The organism is Methanolobus vulcani, assembly GCF_900100715.1.
In the GTDB taxonomy this organism is placed as follows: domain Archaea; phylum Halobacteriota; class Methanosarcinia; order Methanosarcinales; family Methanosarcinaceae; genus Methanolobus; species Methanolobus vulcani.
Genome location: NZ_FNCA01000002.1, coordinates 43,311 through 60,937 on the forward strand (window position 1 = coordinate 43,311; position 17,627 = coordinate 60,937).

22 protein-coding genes and 2 tRNA genes are annotated in these 17,627 nt (G+C 39.9%); 11 read left to right on the forward strand and 13 right to left on the reverse strand.

Features of this window, described 5'->3' with window-relative positions; genetic code table 11:
* Positions 1 to 94: 94 nt before the first annotated feature.
* From BLP52_RS02690 to BLP52_RS02700, 3 genes are all read right to left on the reverse strand, one after another.
* A complete protein-coding gene (locus BLP52_RS02690; protein ID WP_091708500.1) occupies positions 95 to 1,351 on the reverse strand; it encodes an ATP-binding protein in 1,257 nt (418 codons plus the stop codon).
* Between the two features lie 181 nt (positions 1,352 to 1,532).
* Positions 1,533 to 2,141 (reverse strand): hypothetical protein, encoded by a 609-nt coding sequence (locus tag BLP52_RS02695; RefSeq protein ID WP_091708502.1) that lies wholly within the window; start codon positions 2,139 to 2,141, stop codon positions 1,533 to 1,535.
* A 3-nt stretch (positions 2,142 to 2,144) separates the two neighbouring features.
* Positions 2,145 to 3,035 (reverse strand): hypothetical protein, encoded by an 891-nt coding sequence (locus BLP52_RS02700; protein WP_091708504.1) that lies wholly within the window; start codon positions 3,033 to 3,035, stop codon positions 2,145 to 2,147.
* A 126-nt stretch (positions 3,036 to 3,161) separates the two neighbouring features.
* Here BLP52_RS02700 and BLP52_RS02705 point away from each other — a divergent pair, with 126 nt between their 5' ends.
* The 3 genes from BLP52_RS02705 to BLP52_RS02715 are packed head-to-tail and all read left to right on the forward strand — an operon-like array spanning position 3,162 to position 4,008.
* Positions 3,162 to 3,470 (forward strand): nucleotidyltransferase family protein, encoded by a 309-nt coding sequence (locus tag BLP52_RS02705; RefSeq protein ID WP_202905715.1) that lies wholly within the window; start codon positions 3,162 to 3,164, stop codon positions 3,468 to 3,470.
* A gap of 51 nt (positions 3,471 to 3,521) precedes the next feature.
* Positions 3,522 to 3,821, forward strand: a complete 300-nt coding sequence (locus BLP52_RS02710) for a HepT-like ribonuclease domain-containing protein (RefSeq protein WP_091708507.1) — start codon at positions 3,522 to 3,524, stop codon at positions 3,819 to 3,821.
* A 13-nt stretch (positions 3,822 to 3,834) separates the two neighbouring features.
* Complete coding sequence (locus tag BLP52_RS02715; protein ID WP_238380698.1) at positions 3,835 to 4,008, forward strand: type II toxin-antitoxin system HicB family antitoxin; 174 nt, start codon at positions 3,835 to 3,837, stop codon at positions 4,006 to 4,008.
* Between the two features lie 32 nt (positions 4,009 to 4,040).
* Here the strand turns inward: BLP52_RS02715 and BLP52_RS02720 are convergent, their stop codons facing one another.
* From BLP52_RS02720 to BLP52_RS02735, 4 genes are all read right to left on the reverse strand, one after another.
* Complete coding sequence (locus BLP52_RS02720; protein ID WP_091708509.1) at positions 4,041 to 4,379, reverse strand: HepT-like ribonuclease domain-containing protein; 339 nt, start codon at positions 4,377 to 4,379, stop codon at positions 4,041 to 4,043.
* Positions 4,376 to 4,678, reverse strand: a complete 303-nt coding sequence (locus BLP52_RS02725) for a nucleotidyltransferase family protein (RefSeq protein WP_091709148.1) — start codon at positions 4,676 to 4,678, stop codon at positions 4,376 to 4,378. Before BLP52_RS02725 ends, BLP52_RS02720 begins: the two co-directional genes overlap by 4 nt.
* A gap of 155 nt (positions 4,679 to 4,833) precedes the next feature.
* Positions 4,834 to 6,096: an ABC transporter substrate-binding protein gene (locus BLP52_RS02730; protein ID WP_091708511.1), complete on the reverse strand. Its 1,263-nt coding sequence runs from the start codon at positions 6,094 to 6,096 to the stop codon at positions 4,834 to 4,836.
* Between the two features lie 208 nt (positions 6,097 to 6,304).
* The gene (locus tag BLP52_RS02735; RefSeq protein WP_091708513.1) at positions 6,305 to 6,883 is read right to left on the reverse strand and encodes an RDD family protein; all 579 of its coding nucleotides are present in this window, start codon (positions 6,881 to 6,883) and stop codon (positions 6,305 to 6,307) included.
* Between the two features lie 206 nt (positions 6,884 to 7,089).
* Between BLP52_RS02735 and BLP52_RS02740 the strand changes: the two genes are divergently transcribed.
* The 3 genes from BLP52_RS02740 to BLP52_RS02750 all read left to right on the forward strand — a co-directional run bounded on the left by BLP52_RS02740 (position 7,090) and on the right by BLP52_RS02750 (position 8,720).
* Positions 7,090 to 7,761, forward strand: a complete 672-nt coding sequence (locus tag BLP52_RS02740; RefSeq protein ID WP_091708515.1) for a winged helix-turn-helix domain-containing protein/riboflavin kinase — start codon at positions 7,090 to 7,092, stop codon at positions 7,759 to 7,761.
* Between the two features lie 68 nt (positions 7,762 to 7,829).
* Positions 7,830 to 8,564 (forward strand): 3,4-dihydroxy-2-butanone-4-phosphate synthase, encoded by a 735-nt coding sequence (gene ribB, locus BLP52_RS02745; protein WP_091708517.1) that lies wholly within the window; start codon positions 7,830 to 7,832, stop codon positions 8,562 to 8,564.
* Positions 8,565 to 8,642: 78 nt separating this feature from the next.
* Positions 8,643 to 8,720, forward strand: a tRNA-Pro gene (locus BLP52_RS02750).
* A gap of 39 nt (positions 8,721 to 8,759) precedes the next feature.
* Here the strand turns inward: BLP52_RS02750 and BLP52_RS02755 are convergent.
* Positions 8,760 to 9,167, reverse strand: coding sequence for a fasciclin domain-containing protein (locus tag BLP52_RS02755; protein WP_091708519.1), 408 nt, complete (start codon positions 9,165 to 9,167; stop codon positions 8,760 to 8,762).
* 219 nt (positions 9,168 to 9,386) lie between these two features.
* Here BLP52_RS02755 and BLP52_RS02760 point away from each other — a divergent pair, with 219 nt between their 5' ends.
* The 3 genes from BLP52_RS02760 to BLP52_RS02770 all read left to right on the forward strand — a co-directional run bounded on the left by BLP52_RS02760 (position 9,387) and on the right by BLP52_RS02770 (position 12,049).
* Positions 9,387 to 10,229 (forward strand): ABC transporter ATP-binding protein, encoded by an 843-nt coding sequence (locus BLP52_RS02760; RefSeq protein ID WP_274377636.1) that lies wholly within the window; start codon positions 9,387 to 9,389, stop codon positions 10,227 to 10,229.
* Positions 10,226 to 11,017, forward strand: coding sequence for an ABC transporter permease (locus BLP52_RS02765; RefSeq protein ID WP_091708523.1), 792 nt, complete (start codon positions 10,226 to 10,228; stop codon positions 11,015 to 11,017). The genes BLP52_RS02760 and BLP52_RS02765 overlap by 4 nt, the downstream gene beginning before the upstream one ends.
* Before the next feature lie 117 nt (positions 11,018 to 11,134).
* On the forward strand, positions 11,135 to 12,049 hold the full coding sequence (locus BLP52_RS02770; protein WP_091708525.1) for a DUF5803 family protein: 915 nt from the start codon (positions 11,135 to 11,137) through the stop codon (positions 12,047 to 12,049).
* 46 nt (positions 12,050 to 12,095) lie between these two features.
* Here the strand turns inward: BLP52_RS02770 and BLP52_RS02775 are convergent, their stop codons facing one another.
* The 3 genes from BLP52_RS02775 to BLP52_RS02785 all read right to left on the reverse strand — a co-directional run bounded on the left by BLP52_RS02775 (position 12,096) and on the right by BLP52_RS02785 (position 14,815).
* Positions 12,096 to 12,845: an MBL fold metallo-hydrolase gene (locus BLP52_RS02775; RefSeq protein ID WP_091708527.1), complete on the reverse strand. Its 750-nt coding sequence runs from the start codon at positions 12,843 to 12,845 to the stop codon at positions 12,096 to 12,098.
* Between the two features lie 9 nt (positions 12,846 to 12,854).
* The gene (locus BLP52_RS02780; protein WP_091708529.1) at positions 12,855 to 14,126 is read right to left on the reverse strand and encodes an AAA family ATPase; all 1,272 of its coding nucleotides are present in this window, start codon (positions 14,124 to 14,126) and stop codon (positions 12,855 to 12,857) included.
* 179 nt (positions 14,127 to 14,305) lie between these two features.
* Positions 14,306 to 14,815 carry a DUF5817 domain-containing protein gene (locus BLP52_RS02785; protein WP_154717775.1) on the reverse strand — a complete coding sequence of 170 codons (510 nt, stop codon included), beginning with the start codon at positions 14,813 to 14,815 and terminating at the stop codon, positions 14,306 to 14,308.
* An 82-nt stretch (positions 14,816 to 14,897) separates the two neighbouring features.
* Between BLP52_RS02785 and rimI the strand changes: the two genes are divergently transcribed.
* A complete protein-coding gene (gene rimI, locus BLP52_RS02790) occupies positions 14,898 to 15,332 on the forward strand; it encodes a ribosomal protein S18-alanine N-acetyltransferase (protein WP_091708532.1) in 435 nt (144 codons plus the stop codon).
* A 30-nt stretch (positions 15,333 to 15,362) separates the two neighbouring features.
* Here rimI and BLP52_RS02795 read toward each other — a convergent pair whose 3' ends face one another.
* Together BLP52_RS02795 and BLP52_RS02800 are read right to left on the reverse strand one after the other, a co-directional pair.
* Positions 15,363 to 16,022, reverse strand: coding sequence for an undecaprenyl diphosphate synthase family protein (locus tag BLP52_RS02795; RefSeq protein WP_091708534.1), 660 nt, complete (start codon positions 16,020 to 16,022; stop codon positions 15,363 to 15,365).
* A gap of 57 nt (positions 16,023 to 16,079) precedes the next feature.
* Positions 16,080 to 17,264, reverse strand: a complete 1,185-nt coding sequence (locus tag BLP52_RS02800; protein ID WP_091708536.1) for a redox-regulated ATPase YchF — start codon at positions 17,262 to 17,264, stop codon at positions 16,080 to 16,082.
* Between the two features lie 128 nt (positions 17,265 to 17,392).
* Between BLP52_RS02800 and BLP52_RS02805 the strand changes: the two genes are divergently transcribed.
* A tRNA-Arg gene (locus tag BLP52_RS02805) sits at positions 17,393 to 17,464 on the forward strand.
* The last annotated feature ends 163 nt before the right edge of the window (positions 17,465 to 17,627 follow it).

Below are 17,627 nucleotides of genomic sequence, written 5' to 3' on the forward strand. Positions count from 1 at the left end.
TCAGGATTAGTAACAATTAAACCATCCGCCGCAGGCGGCGCGTTACATAATTGCCATGAAATATTGACTCCGACATACCTTGAAATTTAATAACTCATTCAAGCATCCATTTCCAGATAGGCTTAACAGTTATCTGTTTGCCATCCATCTCGATACTGTCTTCCGTATCGTCTGTGAGAATAAGACCTTCACTCAGGTTGTAGGCTTCCAGAGCATCAAACAATCCTTCAATTTCTCTTTTTCTTGTATCCGGATTTTCAAGACTCTTTGTGACCTGGATTGCTTCTGCTATGTTGTAACCATTCCTGATGACAAAATCGCATTCTTTCTTTTCTCTGTGATAATAGATTTCAAGATTCCTTCTTTTTAGTTCCATGAACACAATATTCTCAAGGATTCTTCCATAATCCTCTGATGTTCTGAAACCCAGTATCTTAGCGATGGCTGTGTCTATGAAGTACACTTTTTTGTTGGAATAGACCTGCGTCTTGAGGGATGTGGAGAATCTAGGTAAAAGATACGCGAGATAACTGTTCTCAAGGTACTCAAAGTATTCTTTTATTGTAGTTGCACTGGAAAGGCCTGTAAGTTTTCTGACATTATTGTAACTTATCTCCTTTGCGATGTTGGATGCCGCAAAGTAGGCAGTTGTTTTGAGTGCTTTTTCATCTTTGAGGTTGTATCGTGCTATTATGTCCCTGTAGATTATGTTCTCATACAGTGTTTTGACATAGAGCTCATCCCGGTTCTTCACGAATTCCGGTATTCCTCCGGCTTCAATATACTCATTGAAGTGCCTTTTAAGTGTACTTCTCTCCACAGTAGTAAGCACTTCCGGGATTGGCAGCTCATATTTTTTATAACGAAGGAATTCCCTGAAAGAATACGGATACAATGAATAACTAAGATGCCTGCCTGTGAGGTGTGTTCCCATCTCCCGACTCAGCATACTTGCATTGGAACCGGTGACATACACCATTTTTCCACTGTCATGAAGCCTTCTGACAAACCTCTCCCAACCGCGAATGTTCTGTATCTCATCAAAAAAGTAGATGTTTCTTTCACCATACAGCTCGATGAGCAGTTCCTGCATGGTCTGAAAGTCCTCTATTGTAAAATCAAAGAACCTCTCATCATCAAAGTTCACAAAATAGCTTTCATGAAGATGATCTTTCCTTATCTCATTCATGAGCGTTGATTTCCCAACTCTGCGAAGCCCCGCAACTATTGTGATAAGGTCTGACTTCCTGCCCTTTATTTCATCCAGCAGTTCCCTTTTGACCAGATCTTCAACATCTTTGATGTGGTCATTCTGCTCTTTCAGCAGGATTTTTAGTTTCTCTTTGTCCATGTTTTATAGTGAGTGTTCTTTGTTTATATCTATTTGGTCTGGTAGACCAAATAAATGTATTATTATTTGGTTTAGTAAACCAAATACTTGGTTGATGCTGATTAAAACATTGGTTTGGTTGGAAATAATAATGTGATTTGGGCCAAATGACACAGATGTTTGTAGCAAGTATGTTGTTTCTTTAATTATCTTTCAATTCTCTTGCAGACTCAACCAATTTTTGAATAATATGGTCTTTCAATTCTATTGTGCTTTTCACTTTTTCCAATGGATAAGCGAAAGTTGTAATTGATTTTGAGTTATTATAATGTCCCGATGGTATTTCATAAATTCTTGGTTTCGAGATATCATCGTTTAGCATGTTGTTTTTTTCAGGATTATCTGTCCAGAACCATCTTTTAGACAACCAGCCTTCAAATTTAAAAGACTTAGGATCATGTGGAATGATGACGCCACAAACAATAAGGGGAACATTATCATTCATTATTATATCTTTACAGCCACCATCATATCTTAAAAAGAGGCTAATAAACAAAATCTCATTTGGACTTTTCTCATCAATTTCCGATTCAAGAGCATAAGCTCTACAAAAATATGAGGGAATCCATGCTTCTGGATTCAATAATGATCTGCTTTGTTCGTAGATTGCTGTATTTCCATTAAACGTGGTGTAGCCCTCTTCGCCTATCAATCGGTCACAATCCCTTAGTAAAGATGCAATTTCATGAAAAAACCTATTCATATTTTCAAAAGATTGGCTTAATTGCTGATTGAAATCTATACTCTCCATGTTTTACTCCCTTATATGGTAATTGTATGTAATTTTTGAGAAGAAGCTATTAAAATTATATTCTTTTGCGTTTTCATGTTTACTATACTTGTATGATATTGGAGGAACACAGACTAAGAAATGATATTTCATATCAACGTGATCTTCAATTTCTGATGTATATGAATAATGTGGGAACTCAAAATTGATTATAGATACCCCACCAAATCTTGAAAGTTTTTTTGCTTGCAATACGTCTTTGATATGTCTTATTATTCTGTTCTTTGTTTTCTCTTCAAATTTGTAATGTTCTGCTTTTGTTGCAATATCTTCTATTTTCCACCAGGGAAGCCAGTATAAAGGCAACTCTATTGTTTTTTTATATTTGGTCCCCCTGGGTTTTTTCATAAATTCACTAGCAGAATCAGAAAGTGATTTTTGTGGGATGGTATCATCGGCAGTCACATAGACCAAGGCTTTTGAAATTATCTCTTTTCCTTCAAGCCCTGATAGCTGCACATATAACTGTTGTTCTTCGATTATTCTTAGTTCTCTTGCTAGTTGATCGGTAACATCGTCTACATTATAGTCTGCTTCGGATGATTTTCCTGAGTTATATTTTGCCTCTATAAGAATTAAGGTACACTTATTTTCAGGGTGATGTAGGATAATTATAACATCTGGCTCTGTGCGTGTTCTTCCTGTTTTTACCATTGGCCAAAAAATGTATTGATCTGAAAGAACAGGTTCGTTGACAACCAATTTTTTTCTTTCATCAAAATGTATTGCTACCTTCAGTATGCATTTCAAAAAATCTTCATAGTTTAAAAAAGAACAACATCCAATTATATCTGATGTTAGAAGGTCTTCTGAATTAATAGTTGTAAGTTTGTTGTTTATTTCAGAGAAAGTCATATTTACTCTTTGTTTTGTTCTAGAATTCTTATAAAATAAACAGTTTCAAGAAATAAAACAGTATTGAAATTAACAGAGAACTTATACATATTAAAAATAACATATAACTGAAAAACACTTTTCGAGATGAAAATGCCAGCCAAAAATGATATTGAAACTTACAGGAAAAAGCTCCATGAAATGTTGCCGGAGCTTGAGGAAGAATACAATGTCAGCTACATAGGACTATTCGGTTCCTATGTACGTGGAGAGCACACTCCAGAAAGTGACCTTGATGTGCTGGTGGAATTTAGTAGGACTCCGACAATTTTCAGGTTTGTTCATCTTGAGAACTATCTATCAGATTGCCTTGGAATAAAGGTTGATCTTGTAATGAAAGATGCACTAAAGCCGAATATTGGGAAGTACATACTGAACGAAGTTGAAGCTGTTTGAGGTGTTAGAATTCGGGACATAAGGGACTATGTACAGGATATCTATAATGCTATGGAAACAGCAGAAGACTTTGTAAGTGACTGTTCATTTGACGAGTTTATTGAGGATACTAAGACCCAGTATGCTGTAATCAGGGCACTGGAGATTATTGGTGAAGCTGCAAAGAACGTTCCAGATGATATAAGACAAAAGTATCCTGCTGTTCCGTGGAAAGATTTGGCAGGCATCAGGGACAAATTAATACATGCTTATTTTGGCGTAAATCTGGAAGTTGTGTGGCTTAGTGTGAAAGAAGGCATTCCCGAAGCAAAACCTGTAATTGAGGATTTGTTGAGGGAATTAAATTACTAAATGCGGAAATAATATGGATGTTATTGTGGCAAACTATATAGTTGAAATAGAACAGGATGAGGATGGCATTTATGTTGCTTCAGTGCCGGAATTGCCAGGTTGTCATACTCAGGCAGAGACACTTGATGAACTTAACCAGCGTATCAAAGAGGCAATAGAACTCTACAATGATGTAAAATACATTTGATTCAACATTGTAAATTGTTGACAAAAGAGTCCCTATTTCAAATCTTCAAGAATTTGATGCATCTTTTCTTTAAGTGTCGGCAAGTCATATTGGATAATATCCCATGTGAGATTAAGATCAACACCAAAATATCCGTGAATCAACTTGTCTCTGGTCCTTGCCATTTCACTCCAGGGCACATCAGGATATTTGCTTTTGAAATCTTCAGGTATGTTTTTTGATGCTTCGCCTATAATCTCTATTCTTCTGATAGTTGCATCCTGAAGCTGAACATCTTCCAGAAAATCGTCCTTTGTTTTGTTGCTAGTAAAATCCTCTATTTTTTCAATAGAGTCAATAATATGCATCACAAAGACTTCAGGATCTTTCATAGTATCTTCACTTCTTCTTTTAGGATTCTGTCACGAATAAGCGGACTTATGGAATCATAAGTAATGACTTCAACTTTCCGGTGAGATTCTTTTTCAAGCTCCATCTCCAGTTTTGAAAGGTCAAAAAGAGTTTTTCTGCTTTTGAAATTTACAAGAATATCGATGTCACTATCTTCTCTTGCCTCGTTTCTGGCAAATGAACCAAAGATACCTGCTTTATCAACATCATTCCTGACAAGTATCGGAATGATGATCTGCTTGTATTCATCGATTTGATTTTCTTTCTTAGCAGAATTCATATTCATAACCATATTGTTTATCATTATTATTAAGTTTCAGGTATTATTAGTTCTTTTATGGGAATAATGTTTATGAACAGAGTCATATTTCAATCAAGATTTCTGGAAAAAGAGAAATAAAAAAGTAAATGGTGGTTTGAGCCCACCATCATTAATTAAGCAAAAGTCAGTTCTTCACCACGCATGACGACCATGTTATTCTTGTATGGAAGGAGTACTTTGCCGTAAAGTTCCCACTGGTAAGTTCCGTCTGTTTCATTGACTGTCCAGACATCATAATCCCAGTATTTTCGGTCTCCATTCTCATCGAGAATTGTCCATCCGCTCACACCGTAGTATGTGTTTGTGAGTGACTTCATTGCCAGTTTAACGCTATCATCATTCTCCGGGATTGAGTCGAGGTCCACGAATGTGGCCAGCCAGAGAGCATCATATGCAGCCAATGCATAGGAATCAGGCATTCTTCCAAGCTCTTCTTCAATTTCAGGTCCAACTACCTGATATAGGTCATTAGCTCTTACGTATCCGTACATAGCTGCCTTGATATTGGTTGTTGCAGCAAATGCGGCTGCATCCTCATCGGTGATCAGTTCGTTGTTAAGTGCTATACCATCGGTAGCATACCAGTCTACATCTGACAGAGCAGGGTAATTTTGAGCTAAAGCAAAGATATCTGTTACTTCTCCATATGAACAAATAAGTACGGCAACGTTTCCATCTTCATATTCAGAAGTTGCAGCCACTACTTTTTCATTGAGTGATTCTACTTCTGCGGAAAAGTTTGTGGTTTCCGTATCATATGCAACTCCCTCTATCATTGTGCCGTTGAGTTCCTCAAAATTTGCGCCTATCTCATCAACGAGTCCGTTACCCCATACGTCATCAACGTAGATCGGGATCACAGCACTGGTTCCTTCTTCATTCATGAATTTAGCCAGAACCATTCCCTGTTTCGTATCATCAGGTACAAGCCTGAACAGGTTATCATCAGGAATAGCTAAAGAAGGGGCAGTTGATGCCGTACTCAGAAGAGTAATTCCATTCTCATTTGCATAATCCAGTACTGCTTCTGCTTCACTGCTTGACTGCGGACCAATAACTATTGTAATTCCCATATCATGAAGCTCTTTGAGCTTTTCCAGTGCAGTTTCAGGATTGCTTTCAGTATCCTTTACAACTACTTCTACATTCTTTCCTGAACCAAGTCCTGAAAAATAATCATTGATATTCCCGGCTGAAACAACAAGTGCCGCCTGGCTCGCTTCTCCAATGGAGGCAAGATTACCGGTAAGTGGTAAAAGCGCTCCTATGGTTATGTCCTCTGATTCGCTGGTAGCTTTCTCAGTAGACTCTGCACAACCCGATAATAAGATTGCTGCAAGTAAAATACCTATAAATATGAATGTTGTTCTCTTCATTTGATCACATCAGGTCATAGACTGTATCAGTATTTGTATATTTCTACTGTATTGTGATGTAAGTAGTATCATTTCCAGCATTTATCAGGCATTTTTGCATAAATGTGATTATAATCATACATGAAATTGATGTAATATTCTTCTCAATCTCGTATCCATATAAAAAAGCTGAAGGCAGAATATTATTCTTTTTGTATTTTTACAAAAATCATTGGTTATACACAACTACTGTTCCAACAATCATATCATAGAGTCCCTGTTTCTTTTCGGAGAAAATGATCGTCAGGTATCCAATATAAAATAAGGAGCCTGTGATGACTTTACATATATGTCTCATGAATGCTCTTTTAAAAGAGATTCTTTTTCCTTCCTGATTAGTCACTATAATACCTATTACTTGTTTTCCAAAAGTAGCCTGGCTGGGTGAACTCTCCATAATGGCATAATAGAATAAAGCAAGAATAATGCTGATTGCAGAATACAATATGGCGGACCAGTCAGTTGTAGAGAACAATAGGTTGTACCAGTCAATTGAATTTAGATATAGTTCATAATAAGAGAAATCCATGTCAGTTGTGCCAACTGACACAAAAACAACTATGGTAAAATCAACAACTGACAATATGATCGCATCGATAATGCAAGCCATCAATCTACTCCAAAAACCTGCATATGTTAGCAAACGTGGTTGGGCTGATGGATGACTTCTTAGTTCATAGCCACAGTTTTTGCATGTAGTTTCAGAATCTTCGTTTTTTTCTTCACATTCAGGACAGTACATGTACATTTAACCAAGTCAACTAAACGATGTACCTCTATTTTAAAATTTTTACTGATAATATACTTTTATTTAAAATCTTCTCTTATATTTCAGTCTGATTCTGTATTTGATAAATAAAACAAAAGCTACATCGTTATTAGCATCAAAACCTTTATCTGCTCTCCTCTCATAAATGAGATTCTGCTCAAATATGAGATTGATGTGATTAGTCAATGTACACAACAACGTCCCTGAAGAAACTGGCACTGCTCGGTGCGATCGAAAAACCTGTGAAGATCTCCTCCACTGAGTTCATGCACCACGTATCAACCAGTTCCAAGACTGCTGCAAGGGTGCTCAAACAGCTAGAGGACAACGGTTACATCTCAAGACAACTTGTTGCAGGCGGACAGATGGTTCATCTCACAGAAGCAGGTGTCGGGCTTCTCAAAAAAGAATATGCCGACTACCAGCAGATATTCTGCAAAGACCATCTTGACCTTGAACTCTACGGAGAGGTCATAACCGGTCTTGGAGAAGGGCAGTACTACATTGCAAAGGACGGCTACATGTCCCAGTTCAGGGACAAACTCGATTTCAAACCATTTCCCGGAACACTAAATGTGCGTCTCAATGACGAGAGTGCTCAGATGCGTGATAACATGGACTTCATGGAACCGCTCACAATCCACGGTTTCAATGATGGGGAGCGCAGTTTTGGTGGCGTAAAATGCTATCTCATTGAGATTGAGGGGATAAAGAGTGCAGTCATCATACCAGACAGGACACACTATCCGGCAGACCTCCTTGAGATAATCGCGCCATTAAAACTGCGTGAAGCTCTGAAACTGAATGATGGTGACGAAGTAAAGATAGTGGTGAAAAACCCGCAAAAATGCAAGTGATGATTGGAAAGTCAGGAAGAGAATAGTGGAAGAGAGAAGTGCAAGGGAGAAATGGAGAAGTGATAATTATGGTTTCAAATGCGGATTCAATTGAAAATTATAGTAAGAACATACAGAACGCGATCAAGTCTCTCCAACGAGGCGAGATGATCCTGCTTTTCGATCTTGAGGGCCGCGAGGCTGAAACAGATTTCACAATTCCTGCAACTGCTGTTACATCTGAAGATGTCAGATGGATGCGAAAAGATGCAGGTGGGCTTATCTGTGTTGCTCTTGACTCCGAAGCATCAGAAGAACTTGGTCTTCCATTCATGGCAGATATAGTAAGGGAAGCCAACCAGTGCAGCACAGCACTCCACAAAATTGTGGAAAAGGGAGGCGATCTCAAATATGATTCACGTTCATCATTTTCCATATGGGTAAATCACAGAGATACTCGTACCGGAATCCCTGACAATGACAGGGCACTTACAATTAACAAACTTGGCGAGATCGTCGATAAGACCCTCAACGGAGAAAAGATTCACTTTGGAAGTGAATTCAGGACTCCCGGCCATGTTGCAACCCTGCGTGCTGCAAAAGGACTTGTCCATGAACGCATGGGTCAGACAGAACTTTCTATTGCTCTTGCAAAGATTGCCGGAATAACTCCTGCAATGGTTGTCTGTGAGATGCTGGACGATGAGACTGGCAGAGCGCTTGAAAAGACTGATGCAAAGCAGTATGGAAAAGACAATGACCTTGTCTTTGTAGAGGGAGAGGAAGTCATTGAGGCTTACGATATCTGGCTGAAGTCTCAATAACTATTCTTTTTATTCTTTCGAAGCTTCTGTTCTCGGAAACACTAAAATACTGTAATGTATATCTAATTACAATCCTGCGGGACTGTAGGGTAGCCTGGTCCATCCTGTTAGGCTGGGGGTCTAGCGACTGGAGTTCAAATCTCCGCAGTCCCACCATTTTTGTATTCATTTTAAAAAAGAGTTGTTCCGAATTATTCACGGAATCAGAATCTCATCTATCGCATGGATTATCCCATTACTGCATTCGATATCAGCTTCAATGATATTTGCAGTATCAATTTTTATACCGTTGTTATTTGTTATCCTGAGCTTGTTTCCACTTATGGTTTCAAGTTCTGTAAGTCCTGCAAGGTCTTCTGTAGTATATTTCCCCTCAACGATGTGATAGTTTATAATTCCCAGAAGATAACCATGGTCATCAAAGGACTCATCAATGACATCATCGGGTATTGGCTCAAAAGCCGATTCTACCGGTGCAAAGATAGTGAAAGGACCTTCGTTGCTATATTTGCTGACGAGCTTGAGTTTCTCTGCTGCCTTCATAAGGGTTGGAAAAGAACCCTTTTCCTTTGCTGTTGCTATCAGATTCTTCAGTTCGGTCATTGTAATCCTCCGATTTTTCTTGCTATTCAGGATGTATTATGTCTTTTATCGTTAAATACTGTTTGCATATAATATGCAAAACCCCTGGAGCCTTTAATCTCCAGTCGAAATAATTAATACCGAGTCTTTCCAACTTCCATAATGGTGGTGTAGATAGCTTCGATAATTGCAGCCAGAGATCTGAAAAAGTCTTTCAAGGACTTAGTAGCCGTTGACGGGATTAGTTTTAGTATTGAAGAAGGTGAGATGTTCGGATTCCTCGGACCCAACGGAGCAGGTAAAACAACCACTATGCGAATGATACAGTGTGTATCTCCGATAACAGGTGGAACACTTGAAGTACTGAATATGGATGTTTCCAGCCAGCAGCGTGAGATAAAATCACTCATGGGTGTTGTTCCTCAGGAAAATAATCTCGATGAGGACTTCACGGTCTATGAGAACCTGCTTGTGTATTCAAGATACTTTGATATTCCAAAAGATGAGGCAGAAAAGCGGGTTGAAGAATTGCTGGATTTTGTGCACCTTCTGGAAAAAAAGGATGTAATGACAGAAAGCCTGTCAGGTGGAATGAAACGCAGGCTTGTACTGGCAAGAGCGCTGATAAACCGTCCAAGTGTCCTGATACTTGACGAACCGACTGTCGGACTTGATCCACAGGCAAGGCATTTGATATGGGATAAGCTCAGGAGTCTTAAAAAACAGGGAGTTACCATCGTACTCACATCTCATTATCTTGACGAGGTCGAAAAGCTCTGTGACCGGCTTGTGGTGATGGATAATGGCAAGATACTGGTGGAAGGCAGTCCCACGGGTGTTATTGAAGAGTTCATAGGCTCAGATATCATAGAAGCCGAGAACAATCCGGAACTTCTGGAATGCCTCCGTCAGAAAGAAGCAAAATACGAGGTCATAGGTGATATTGTCCACATTTATGCGGACAACGCCAGGGAAATTTCAGAGTATCTGGTAATGGAATGTTCTCTCTCAAAGATCAGTGCAAGGCCGGCAACACTTGAGGATGTATTCCTCAAACTCACTGGCAGGAGTCTGAGAGAATGAACCCGGTAGATTATTTCAGGATTCCCTCTGTAAGTTCAAGGTCATTTAAGGTCTGGCAGAGGAACAAAGATGTTTTCATGAAAGACATCAAACTCAACTTCCTGCCGCCTTTCCTTGAACCTATATTGTATCTTGTGGCTCTTGGTTTTGGGCTTGGGAAATTTGTGGAGAGTATTGACGGAGTTCCTTATGCCCGGTTCATAGCCCCGGCGCTGATAGCAGTTTCAGTTATGTATGCATCATTCTTCGAGTGCAGTTACAGCTCTTATGTCAGGATGTATTACCAGAAGACATTTGATGCCATCATTGCAACTCCGCTTACGATAGAGGATGTGATTGCAGGAGAACTGTTGTGGGGAGCTACCAGAAGCGTGATCAATGCTACAGTTATGATCCCTGTGATAGCACTTTTTGGTTTGATCGACCTGAAGTACTCTCTTCTGATAATACCCTTCGCCTTTTTTGGAGGATTACTCTTTGCAGCCATAGGTATGTGTTTTACAGCCATCACTCCAAACATTATGTCTATTAACTATCCGGTGCTGTTATTCATTACACCGATGTTCCTTTTCAGTGGAACCTTTTTCCCGCTCAGTGCACTTCCTGTTCCGATACAGTATTTTGCCACGGCATTTCTTCCGCTGACCCATATTGTGAATGTCATAAGGATTCTCTCCTATGGAATGCTAAGTTCATCTCTGATATTTGATGTTGCGTGGGTTTTGTTTGTAGGCATGGCTCTGCTGGTGCTTTCAATAAATCTCATGAAAAGAAGATTGATAGTCTGATTGATAACTGGAAATTTGAGAATTGATGAAAAACCTGTTATGCAACAGCATATATGATATGACGCTTCAATATATGTAGCGATAGTTTCATAAAATAAATCATCAATTGGTGTAGCAATGAAAAAATATTTTTTTCTGACATTGATCCTGTTAAGTATCATACTTTTCGCATCAGGTTGTGTAGGTGACCTTGTGCCTGTTGGTGAAAATACTACTCAGGATATGTCTGCTTATGAGTTTGAAGTTTTTCTTAACAATAGTTATGACAATGGAACTTTTATTCCAACTCATACTTTCTATCTTTCAAATAACGGTTCTGCAAAGGTAGTATCTATTCTTGAGAATCAATCGATCATAAAAATAATGCCACTGGAAGACCTTAGTAATCAGAATAGTGATACCGTAAGTAATGTAGTTGTACTTGGGGACATTTCCAACAATACCAATGCTACACCGGAAAACATTGAGTATTTCGCTTCCATGAGCTCACCTTCCTCTATTAATTACACAATATCAGATGATGTAATCAGAGGACAGAAATACGTATTCGTCAACTTTGAAGAACCAGTGACAGGATTTGTAGCTTATACGATGACCACTGCTCTTGGTCAGGATTTTATCTATATCACAACACCGCCATCTGTTGTCCGTTATGTTCTTCCGGCAGGTTATACAACCGGCAATTCCCTGATTGGAAAAGTGAACCCTACGCCAAATGAGATTTATTATGACTCAGATGGAAGAGAGAATCTTGTCTGGACCAACGAAGTTACAACAAATGGTTTCCTGAGCATGCTTGGACAGTTTTCATCGGGGAATGAAACATCTATTGAACCTATTCCAAAGCTTATAAGTGTGAAATTCTACACGAAAGATGCTCCAAGGGACCTGTCAATAGCTGGTGTTGTACTGGGATTAGTTGCTCTTTCGGTTTATTTGAGATTCAAGAATGAAAGGAAAAAACTGGAAAAAATACGCAATGAATTTGAAAGTCAATTATATTCAAAAAAGAAAGGCAATGGCAAGAATTGAGGATACATGAATTGTAATCTTCAATTCAGCTTATTTTCAACAATAGTTATTTTTCAGGATATTCAAAAACCATCCCATCATATCCGAGTGGATATTCCTTGATGGCTTCTTCATGTGGGGCAAAAAAATGGCTCAGGTGAGTGAATATTACTTTCTTTGCTTTGATCTCGTTTGCAAGGTCCAGAGCTTCTTCTGTATTCATGTGCTTTTTGACCTCGACCGTGGGAGGCACAATGGCATCTGCAATAAGAAGATCTGGTTCCATAATAAGATCGATACTCTTTTGCGGAATCTCTCTCTGGGTGTCGCCTGTAATGACAACTTTCGTGTCGCCTTCCCGGATCATCACTCCAATGGATTTCTTCACGGGAGGATGTATTACCTCAAAAAGTGTGAATTCAAGTCCGATGAGATTGAAAGGTTCGTACATTTCCCTCTCATGCTTTTTAGGATGAAGGAATTGAAGATAACCTAAAATGTATTCCAGTGTTTCAGAAAGTCCATAGACATCAACATTGTACTGTACTCTGTGAAACTCGGCAAAACCTGCAAAATGGTCATAGTGGCCGTGTGTCCATATAACTCCGTTTATGTGTCTTGTTCCTGCTTTGAGTAACTGGTACCTGAGGTCTGGTCCACTGTCGATAAGGACAGTTCCCTCAGAAGATTCCACAAGGACTGCAAATCTGGTTCTCTGGCTTTTAGTACCTTTCAACGCATCCTGACATGTGGGACAATTACAACCTATAACAGGGGTTCCGGTAGCGTCACCGGTTCCCAGAAGTGTGATCTTCATGAATTGTCCTTATTCTTCGTATTCGTTTGTCTTGATGACAGCTCTCTCATCAAATGCTGCCACTGCGTTGAGCATATCCTTTTGTGTGAGTTCCATTCTTTCCGTAACAAGCGCGCTGAGCACGCCTTCGCGGATAACCATTCTCAGGTCGGAACCGCTGTATCCGTGTGTGAGTGCTGCAATCTCGGCGGTATCAAAGTCACCTTTTATTTCCTTTGTGACAATGTCAAGGATCTTCTTGCGCATATCAACATCAGGTAGCGGGAACTTCATAATTTCATCGAAACGTCTCCATGCTGCAGAGTCAAGCATCTTCGGGTGATTTGTTGCTGCAAGGAGAAGTACTCCGTCAGTTGTAAGACTAATGTTGTCGATTGCTTTGAGAAGTGTGTTAACAGCTCTTTTAAGTGCTGCATGTTCATCGGAAGAACGTGTCTTTGCAACGAAATCGAATTCATCAATAAAAAGGATGCATGGACTTAGTTTCTTTGCCAGGTTGAATACCCTGTCTATGTTCTTTGCGGTTTCTCCGAGGTACTGATCGGTTATCATAGAAAGTCTTACCTCAACAAAAGGAATAGCAAGGTGTTCAGACATTGCCTTGGCAAGTGATGTCTTTCCGGTTCCTGGTGGACCAACCATGAGGATTTTACCAACATCATAAAGTCCGATATGTTTCAGGTAATCACGATACTGGATGGCCTTAACGATCTTTTTAGTTTCCTCTTCCTGCTCATGTGTCAGGACGAAATCCTTCATTGTCTGACGGATATCTTCAGGTGCACTGATCTGCGCCAGTTTGAGCATGTCAGAGCCGCCTTCTTCTTTCTCAATGTCAGCTATAAGGGATTCGATCCATTCCCTGTCAACTTCCTTTGGTCTGACCTTTGATTTTGCGCTCTTGTAATCTGCACCTTCAGTCTGCCTTTTCTCAAAATAGAATGCAAGTACAGGGTTCTGTGATATCCTGTCCCTTTGCTCATCTTTTTTCTGGAACCACTCAGCACCGATCTCAAGTGCAGTAATTTTTGCGGAGAATTCCTTGTCATCGATGTTGATGAAAGGAAGTGATTTTAATTTATTGTCAATACTCTCTTCTCCAAAGATCTTTTCTATATCTTTGACTGTGACCCTGATGGGCTTTGGAACGGTTTTATGATCCCTGCTCCAGTAATATTTGCGTGTCTCCTTTGGTAGATCACTGGCATCCATCTCTGGATATTTGCTGTAAATTTGCGCTGTAAGGAGCAGTTCCACAATATCAAGGGTTGTATCGGACATAATAATACCTGATGAAGTCATTTTTAAAGGAAATTTCAGTATTTTGTAATCGTTCAGACATTCTATATTATACATCTTTTTAGATATATTTTTTGTATAGTCTCCCGGAATATATTTGAATAAAATATAATCATGGTCATCCTTGCTTTTTGCAGCGGGTCACGCTTGAATTTAAAAAATCATCCTACAATTCTGATGACATCCTTTGATGGTGAGTAAAGCTCTCCTGCCATCAACAATTTTTTGATAATATCATCGAACTGCTCCCCTCCAACATCCATTTTCAGAGCTTTATCTTTCAGGTCTTTAAGATTCATCTGGCCATTGTTTTCAATGAGTATGCCGATAATCAGTTCATCTGCCTTCTTCTTTTTCTGTGGTTTTCTGTTATCTATCAGACAGGCAGCTTTCTCATCAATTTCATTTCCGAATGTCTGGTGTTTGTGAGAATATTCTTCTGCGAATACATCCAGTGATCTTCCTTTAGATCCTGTTCCTGAGAGCTGTGCCTGTATCTGTGTTCTGACTGAGATAGTCTCGTCAAGATCATCTGATGAAAAAAAGACACGTAGCTTTCTGGTGTTCAGGTTAGCATTGCATCTCTGGCAGCGTGTGGTCTTGCTGCTTCCAATTTCAATGATCTGTGCATGCTCCCTGCATTTGGTACAGATGATTACTCCGTAGGTCATCGGCAACTTTTTAGTATGTATTCTATAAATAATAGTGCTCATAGAAAGTGAAGCATAATCCGTGCGTTCAGGTGTGCATAAAGTGAAAGATGTTGTCATTAGAAGGGCAGAGATATCGGATATACCAGCTATTGTAGAGATTGAGGAATGTTCTTTTAAGGTTCCCTGGCCTGATTTTCTTTTCAAGGCCAATCTTAGCAATCCCGGGTTTCTTGTCTATGAGAACGGCAGCATACTAGGTTATGCAATAATCGGAACCTCAGAGGACAGAACCAGGTCGCATTTGCAGAGTATTGCTGTCCATAAGGATTGCCGCCGGCAGGGAGTTGCTACAAAGTTGCTTAATTGGTGTATTGACCTTGCAAAGCTCTATGGCTTTGACAGAATGACGCTTGAGGTCAGAGAAAAAAATGTTGATGCACAGTTATTTTACTCTGAGAATGGTTTTAAGGTAGAGGGCAGGATAGACGGCTACTATGTCGATGATAATGCCATTTTGATGGGCAGGGATATTTGATATGATTTGTTTTTTCTTTAGTTTTTTGATCTATTTTCCAAAACGCCTTTGACGCTTCTGGAAATCTCTGATTATTCTGATGATGTCGAGTTTTCTGATACTGCGCCAGTCCACATCGGTAAAATAATATTCTGAATAAATGGACTGCCAGATAAGAAAATCAGAGAGGTGTTTTCCACCTGAACGGATAAAAAGGTCAGGTTCATGTTTGACTGTAAGACGGGATTCGATATCTTTTTCACTGATCTCGGATGGTTTTATTTTCCCTTCTTTTACTTTTTGAAGTATGTCCTTTACAGCTTTTGTGACTTCTTTTCTTCCACCGAATCCAATTGAGATGTAGATCTGAAAATCCTTTCCGTTTCTTTCGGAAAGAAGCTCTCCGTTCTCTCCGAATATCTGGTATCCGATGTTCCCTGATGTTTTTGTAAGATAGTCAGTGAGCTTTGTTGTAAGTTTCTCTATCATCTGGGACTTGAGTGTTTCCTCTGTGTCAAGAACCTCAATGTAGATACTTGTCATTTTGATGCCTGTCTGTTTGCACCATGTGACGTAATCTTTGAGTTTTCTGAAACCATCTGCGTAGAGCAGATCAGTCTCGGAGATTACCAGGGAAACGTGTTCTGGTATGGGATACTTACTGATCTGTTGCATCAGATGCTTTTCATAAAGAGATGTTACAAAGCTCATTGTGGGTCAGAACGCTTGTATAGTTCTTTATATTATTTTTAATATTGCTTAAAAATCTTATTTTGCAGTTGAGACTATCTTGACGACATCACCATCGTTGAGTTCATGCTTCTCACCAAGACGCATCTTTGTTTTTGCATCCACTGCATAGAGGAACCTGTCTCCGATATCAGAGTGTACCTTGTATGCAAGGTCATGAGCATTTGACCCTTTTTTCATGAGAAATGCATCAGGAAGCATGCGTCCGTTCTTATCGGTCCATTTTCCTTCATCCTCCACAGGATAGACAATTATAAGGTCAAGAAGGTCGAATACGGCGCTGTTGATGCACTTCTGTACGCCTGTGCCTTCGGTTTTTTGTATGAGCATGCGCACGTTCTCAAGTCCCTTTTTCTGTGCGGGGCTTAACTCTTCTGAGAGGATGGTAAAGTCTTTGTCCCCTGGCTCGTATTTGATGGCCTGTCCTTTGGATGCGGAACGCAGTGCCAGTTCAGCGGCTGCGCTTGTAGGAACGACTATTTGCTCAAGCGTCTGGAGATTTGTGATGTTCTGCGGTGGTGCTACGTCCATTTTGTTTGCAGCGATTATCATTGGTTTACTAAGGGCACGAATTACGTCGCAGAAATGAATTATGTCTTCTTCGGTCCATTTTGTGAGGTGGTTCCTGTCAAGTTTGCATTCGTTTAGTGCTTCACTGATGTGCTGCTCGTTAACTCCTGCTCCCATGAGCTGGTCTGCGAGTATGTGCTCGATATTAAGTCCTTCTGCCTGGATCTTGCGTGAGAGTTTGGTCCAGTTTCTCATGATGATGCTGTGGATCCACATTGTGAGTTCGCGGTTGAGAAAATCGATGTCTCCAAGCGGGTCATGGTCTCCGATGTCCACGGGATTGCCTTCGATGTCGGTTGCACCTGAAGCGTCTATCACGTGAATGATGGCCTGTGCCTGACGCAGGTCGTCGAGGAAGTTGTTACCAAGTCCACGTCCCTGATGTGCGTCAGGAACCAGTCCGGCAACGTCTATGAGTTCGATCGGAACATAACGTATGCCATCGGCACAGTTGCCACAGCGTTTGTCACGGCTTACACACGGACATTCTGCTTTTACGTAGGTGACTCCTTTGTTAGCATGGATGGTTGTGAATGGATAATTTGCAATTTCAACGTCTGCAAGTGTTGCAGCCTTGAAGAATGTGGATTTGCCTGCATTTGGCTTTCCTGCAAGTCCTATTGTCATCGACATGCTTAGTAATCATTCTTGCAGCATTTAACTCTTATTGATTGCACACGTACATTTTTAAGGAGACACGCCAATCCTATTATCAACAATCTTTATATCCCAGAAAGACATTAGTGCATGAACCCCCCAATGTCCCGGTAGGGTAGTGGATATCCTTGAGGCCTGCGGAGCCTTAGACTCGAGTTCGATCCTCGATCGGGACGCTTTTTTCTTATTGTTTTGTGAAGGTTGAGTTTTAACTTGGTTTTGAATTGGATGACGTACATTTTTTAGTAATTATTTTTCTTCTCCGAGTATGCACTTGCTGTGCAGGTTGCTATTATGTTGAGAAGAAATACTCAGATGTTGCTATAGTTTTGATGGAAC

Bases quoted from the DNA above. Each gene is read 5' to 3' on its own strand.
- BLP52_RS02690 (WP_091708500.1), bottom strand. From the start codon at position 1,351: ATGGACAAAGAGAAACTAAAAATCCTGCTGAAAGAGCAGAATGACCAC.
- BLP52_RS02695 (WP_091708502.1), bottom strand. From the start codon at position 2,141: ATGGAGAGTATAGATTTCAATCAGCAATTAAGCCAATCTTTTGAAAAT.
- BLP52_RS02700 (WP_091708504.1), bottom strand. From the start codon at position 3,035: ATGACTTTCTCTGAAATAAACAACAAACTTACAACTATTAATTCAGAA.
- BLP52_RS02705 (WP_202905715.1), top strand. From the start codon at position 3,162: ATGAAAATGCCAGCCAAAAATGATATTGAAACTTACAGGAAAAAGCTC.
- BLP52_RS02710 (WP_091708507.1), top strand. From the start codon at position 3,522: ATGGAAACAGCAGAAGACTTTGTAAGTGACTGTTCATTTGACGAGTTT.
- BLP52_RS02715 (WP_238380698.1), top strand. From the start codon at position 3,835: ATGGATGTTATTGTGGCAAACTATATAGTTGAAATAGAACAGGATGAG.
- BLP52_RS02720 (WP_091708509.1), bottom strand. From the start codon at position 4,379: ATGAAAGATCCTGAAGTCTTTGTGATGCATATTATTGACTCTATTGAA.
- BLP52_RS02725 (WP_091709148.1), bottom strand. From the start codon at position 4,678: ATGAATTCTGCTAAGAAAGAAAATCAAATCGATGAATACAAGCAGATC.
- BLP52_RS02730 (WP_091708511.1), bottom strand. From the start codon at position 6,096: ATGAAGAGAACAACATTCATATTTATAGGTATTTTACTTGCAGCAATC.
- BLP52_RS02735 (WP_091708513.1), bottom strand. From the start codon at position 6,883: ATGTACATGTACTGTCCTGAATGTGAAGAAAAAAACGAAGATTCTGAA.
- BLP52_RS02740 (WP_091708515.1), top strand. From the start codon at position 7,090: ATGTACACAACAACGTCCCTGAAGAAACTGGCACTGCTCGGTGCGATC.
- ribB (WP_091708517.1), top strand. From the start codon at position 7,830: ATGGTTTCAAATGCGGATTCAATTGAAAATTATAGTAAGAACATACAG.
- BLP52_RS02755 (WP_091708519.1), bottom strand. From the start codon at position 9,167: ATGACCGAACTGAAGAATCTGATAGCAACAGCAAAGGAAAAGGGTTCT.
- BLP52_RS02765 (WP_091708523.1), top strand. From the start codon at position 10,226: ATGAACCCGGTAGATTATTTCAGGATTCCCTCTGTAAGTTCAAGGTCA.
- BLP52_RS02770 (WP_091708525.1), top strand. From the start codon at position 11,135: ATGAAAAAATATTTTTTTCTGACATTGATCCTGTTAAGTATCATACTT.
- BLP52_RS02775 (WP_091708527.1), bottom strand. From the start codon at position 12,845: ATGAAGATCACACTTCTGGGAACCGGTGACGCTACCGGAACCCCTGTT.
- BLP52_RS02780 (WP_091708529.1), bottom strand. From the start codon at position 14,126: ATGTCCGATACAACCCTTGATATTGTGGAACTGCTCCTTACAGCGCAA.
- BLP52_RS02785 (WP_154717775.1), bottom strand. From the start codon at position 14,815: ATGACCTACGGAGTAATCATCTGTACCAAATGCAGGGAGCATGCACAG.
- BLP52_RS02795 (WP_091708534.1), bottom strand. From the start codon at position 16,022: ATGAGCTTTGTAACATCTCTTTATGAAAAGCATCTGATGCAACAGATC.
- BLP52_RS02800 (WP_091708536.1), bottom strand. From the start codon at position 17,264: ATGTCGATGACAATAGGACTTGCAGGAAAGCCAAATGCAGGCAAATCC.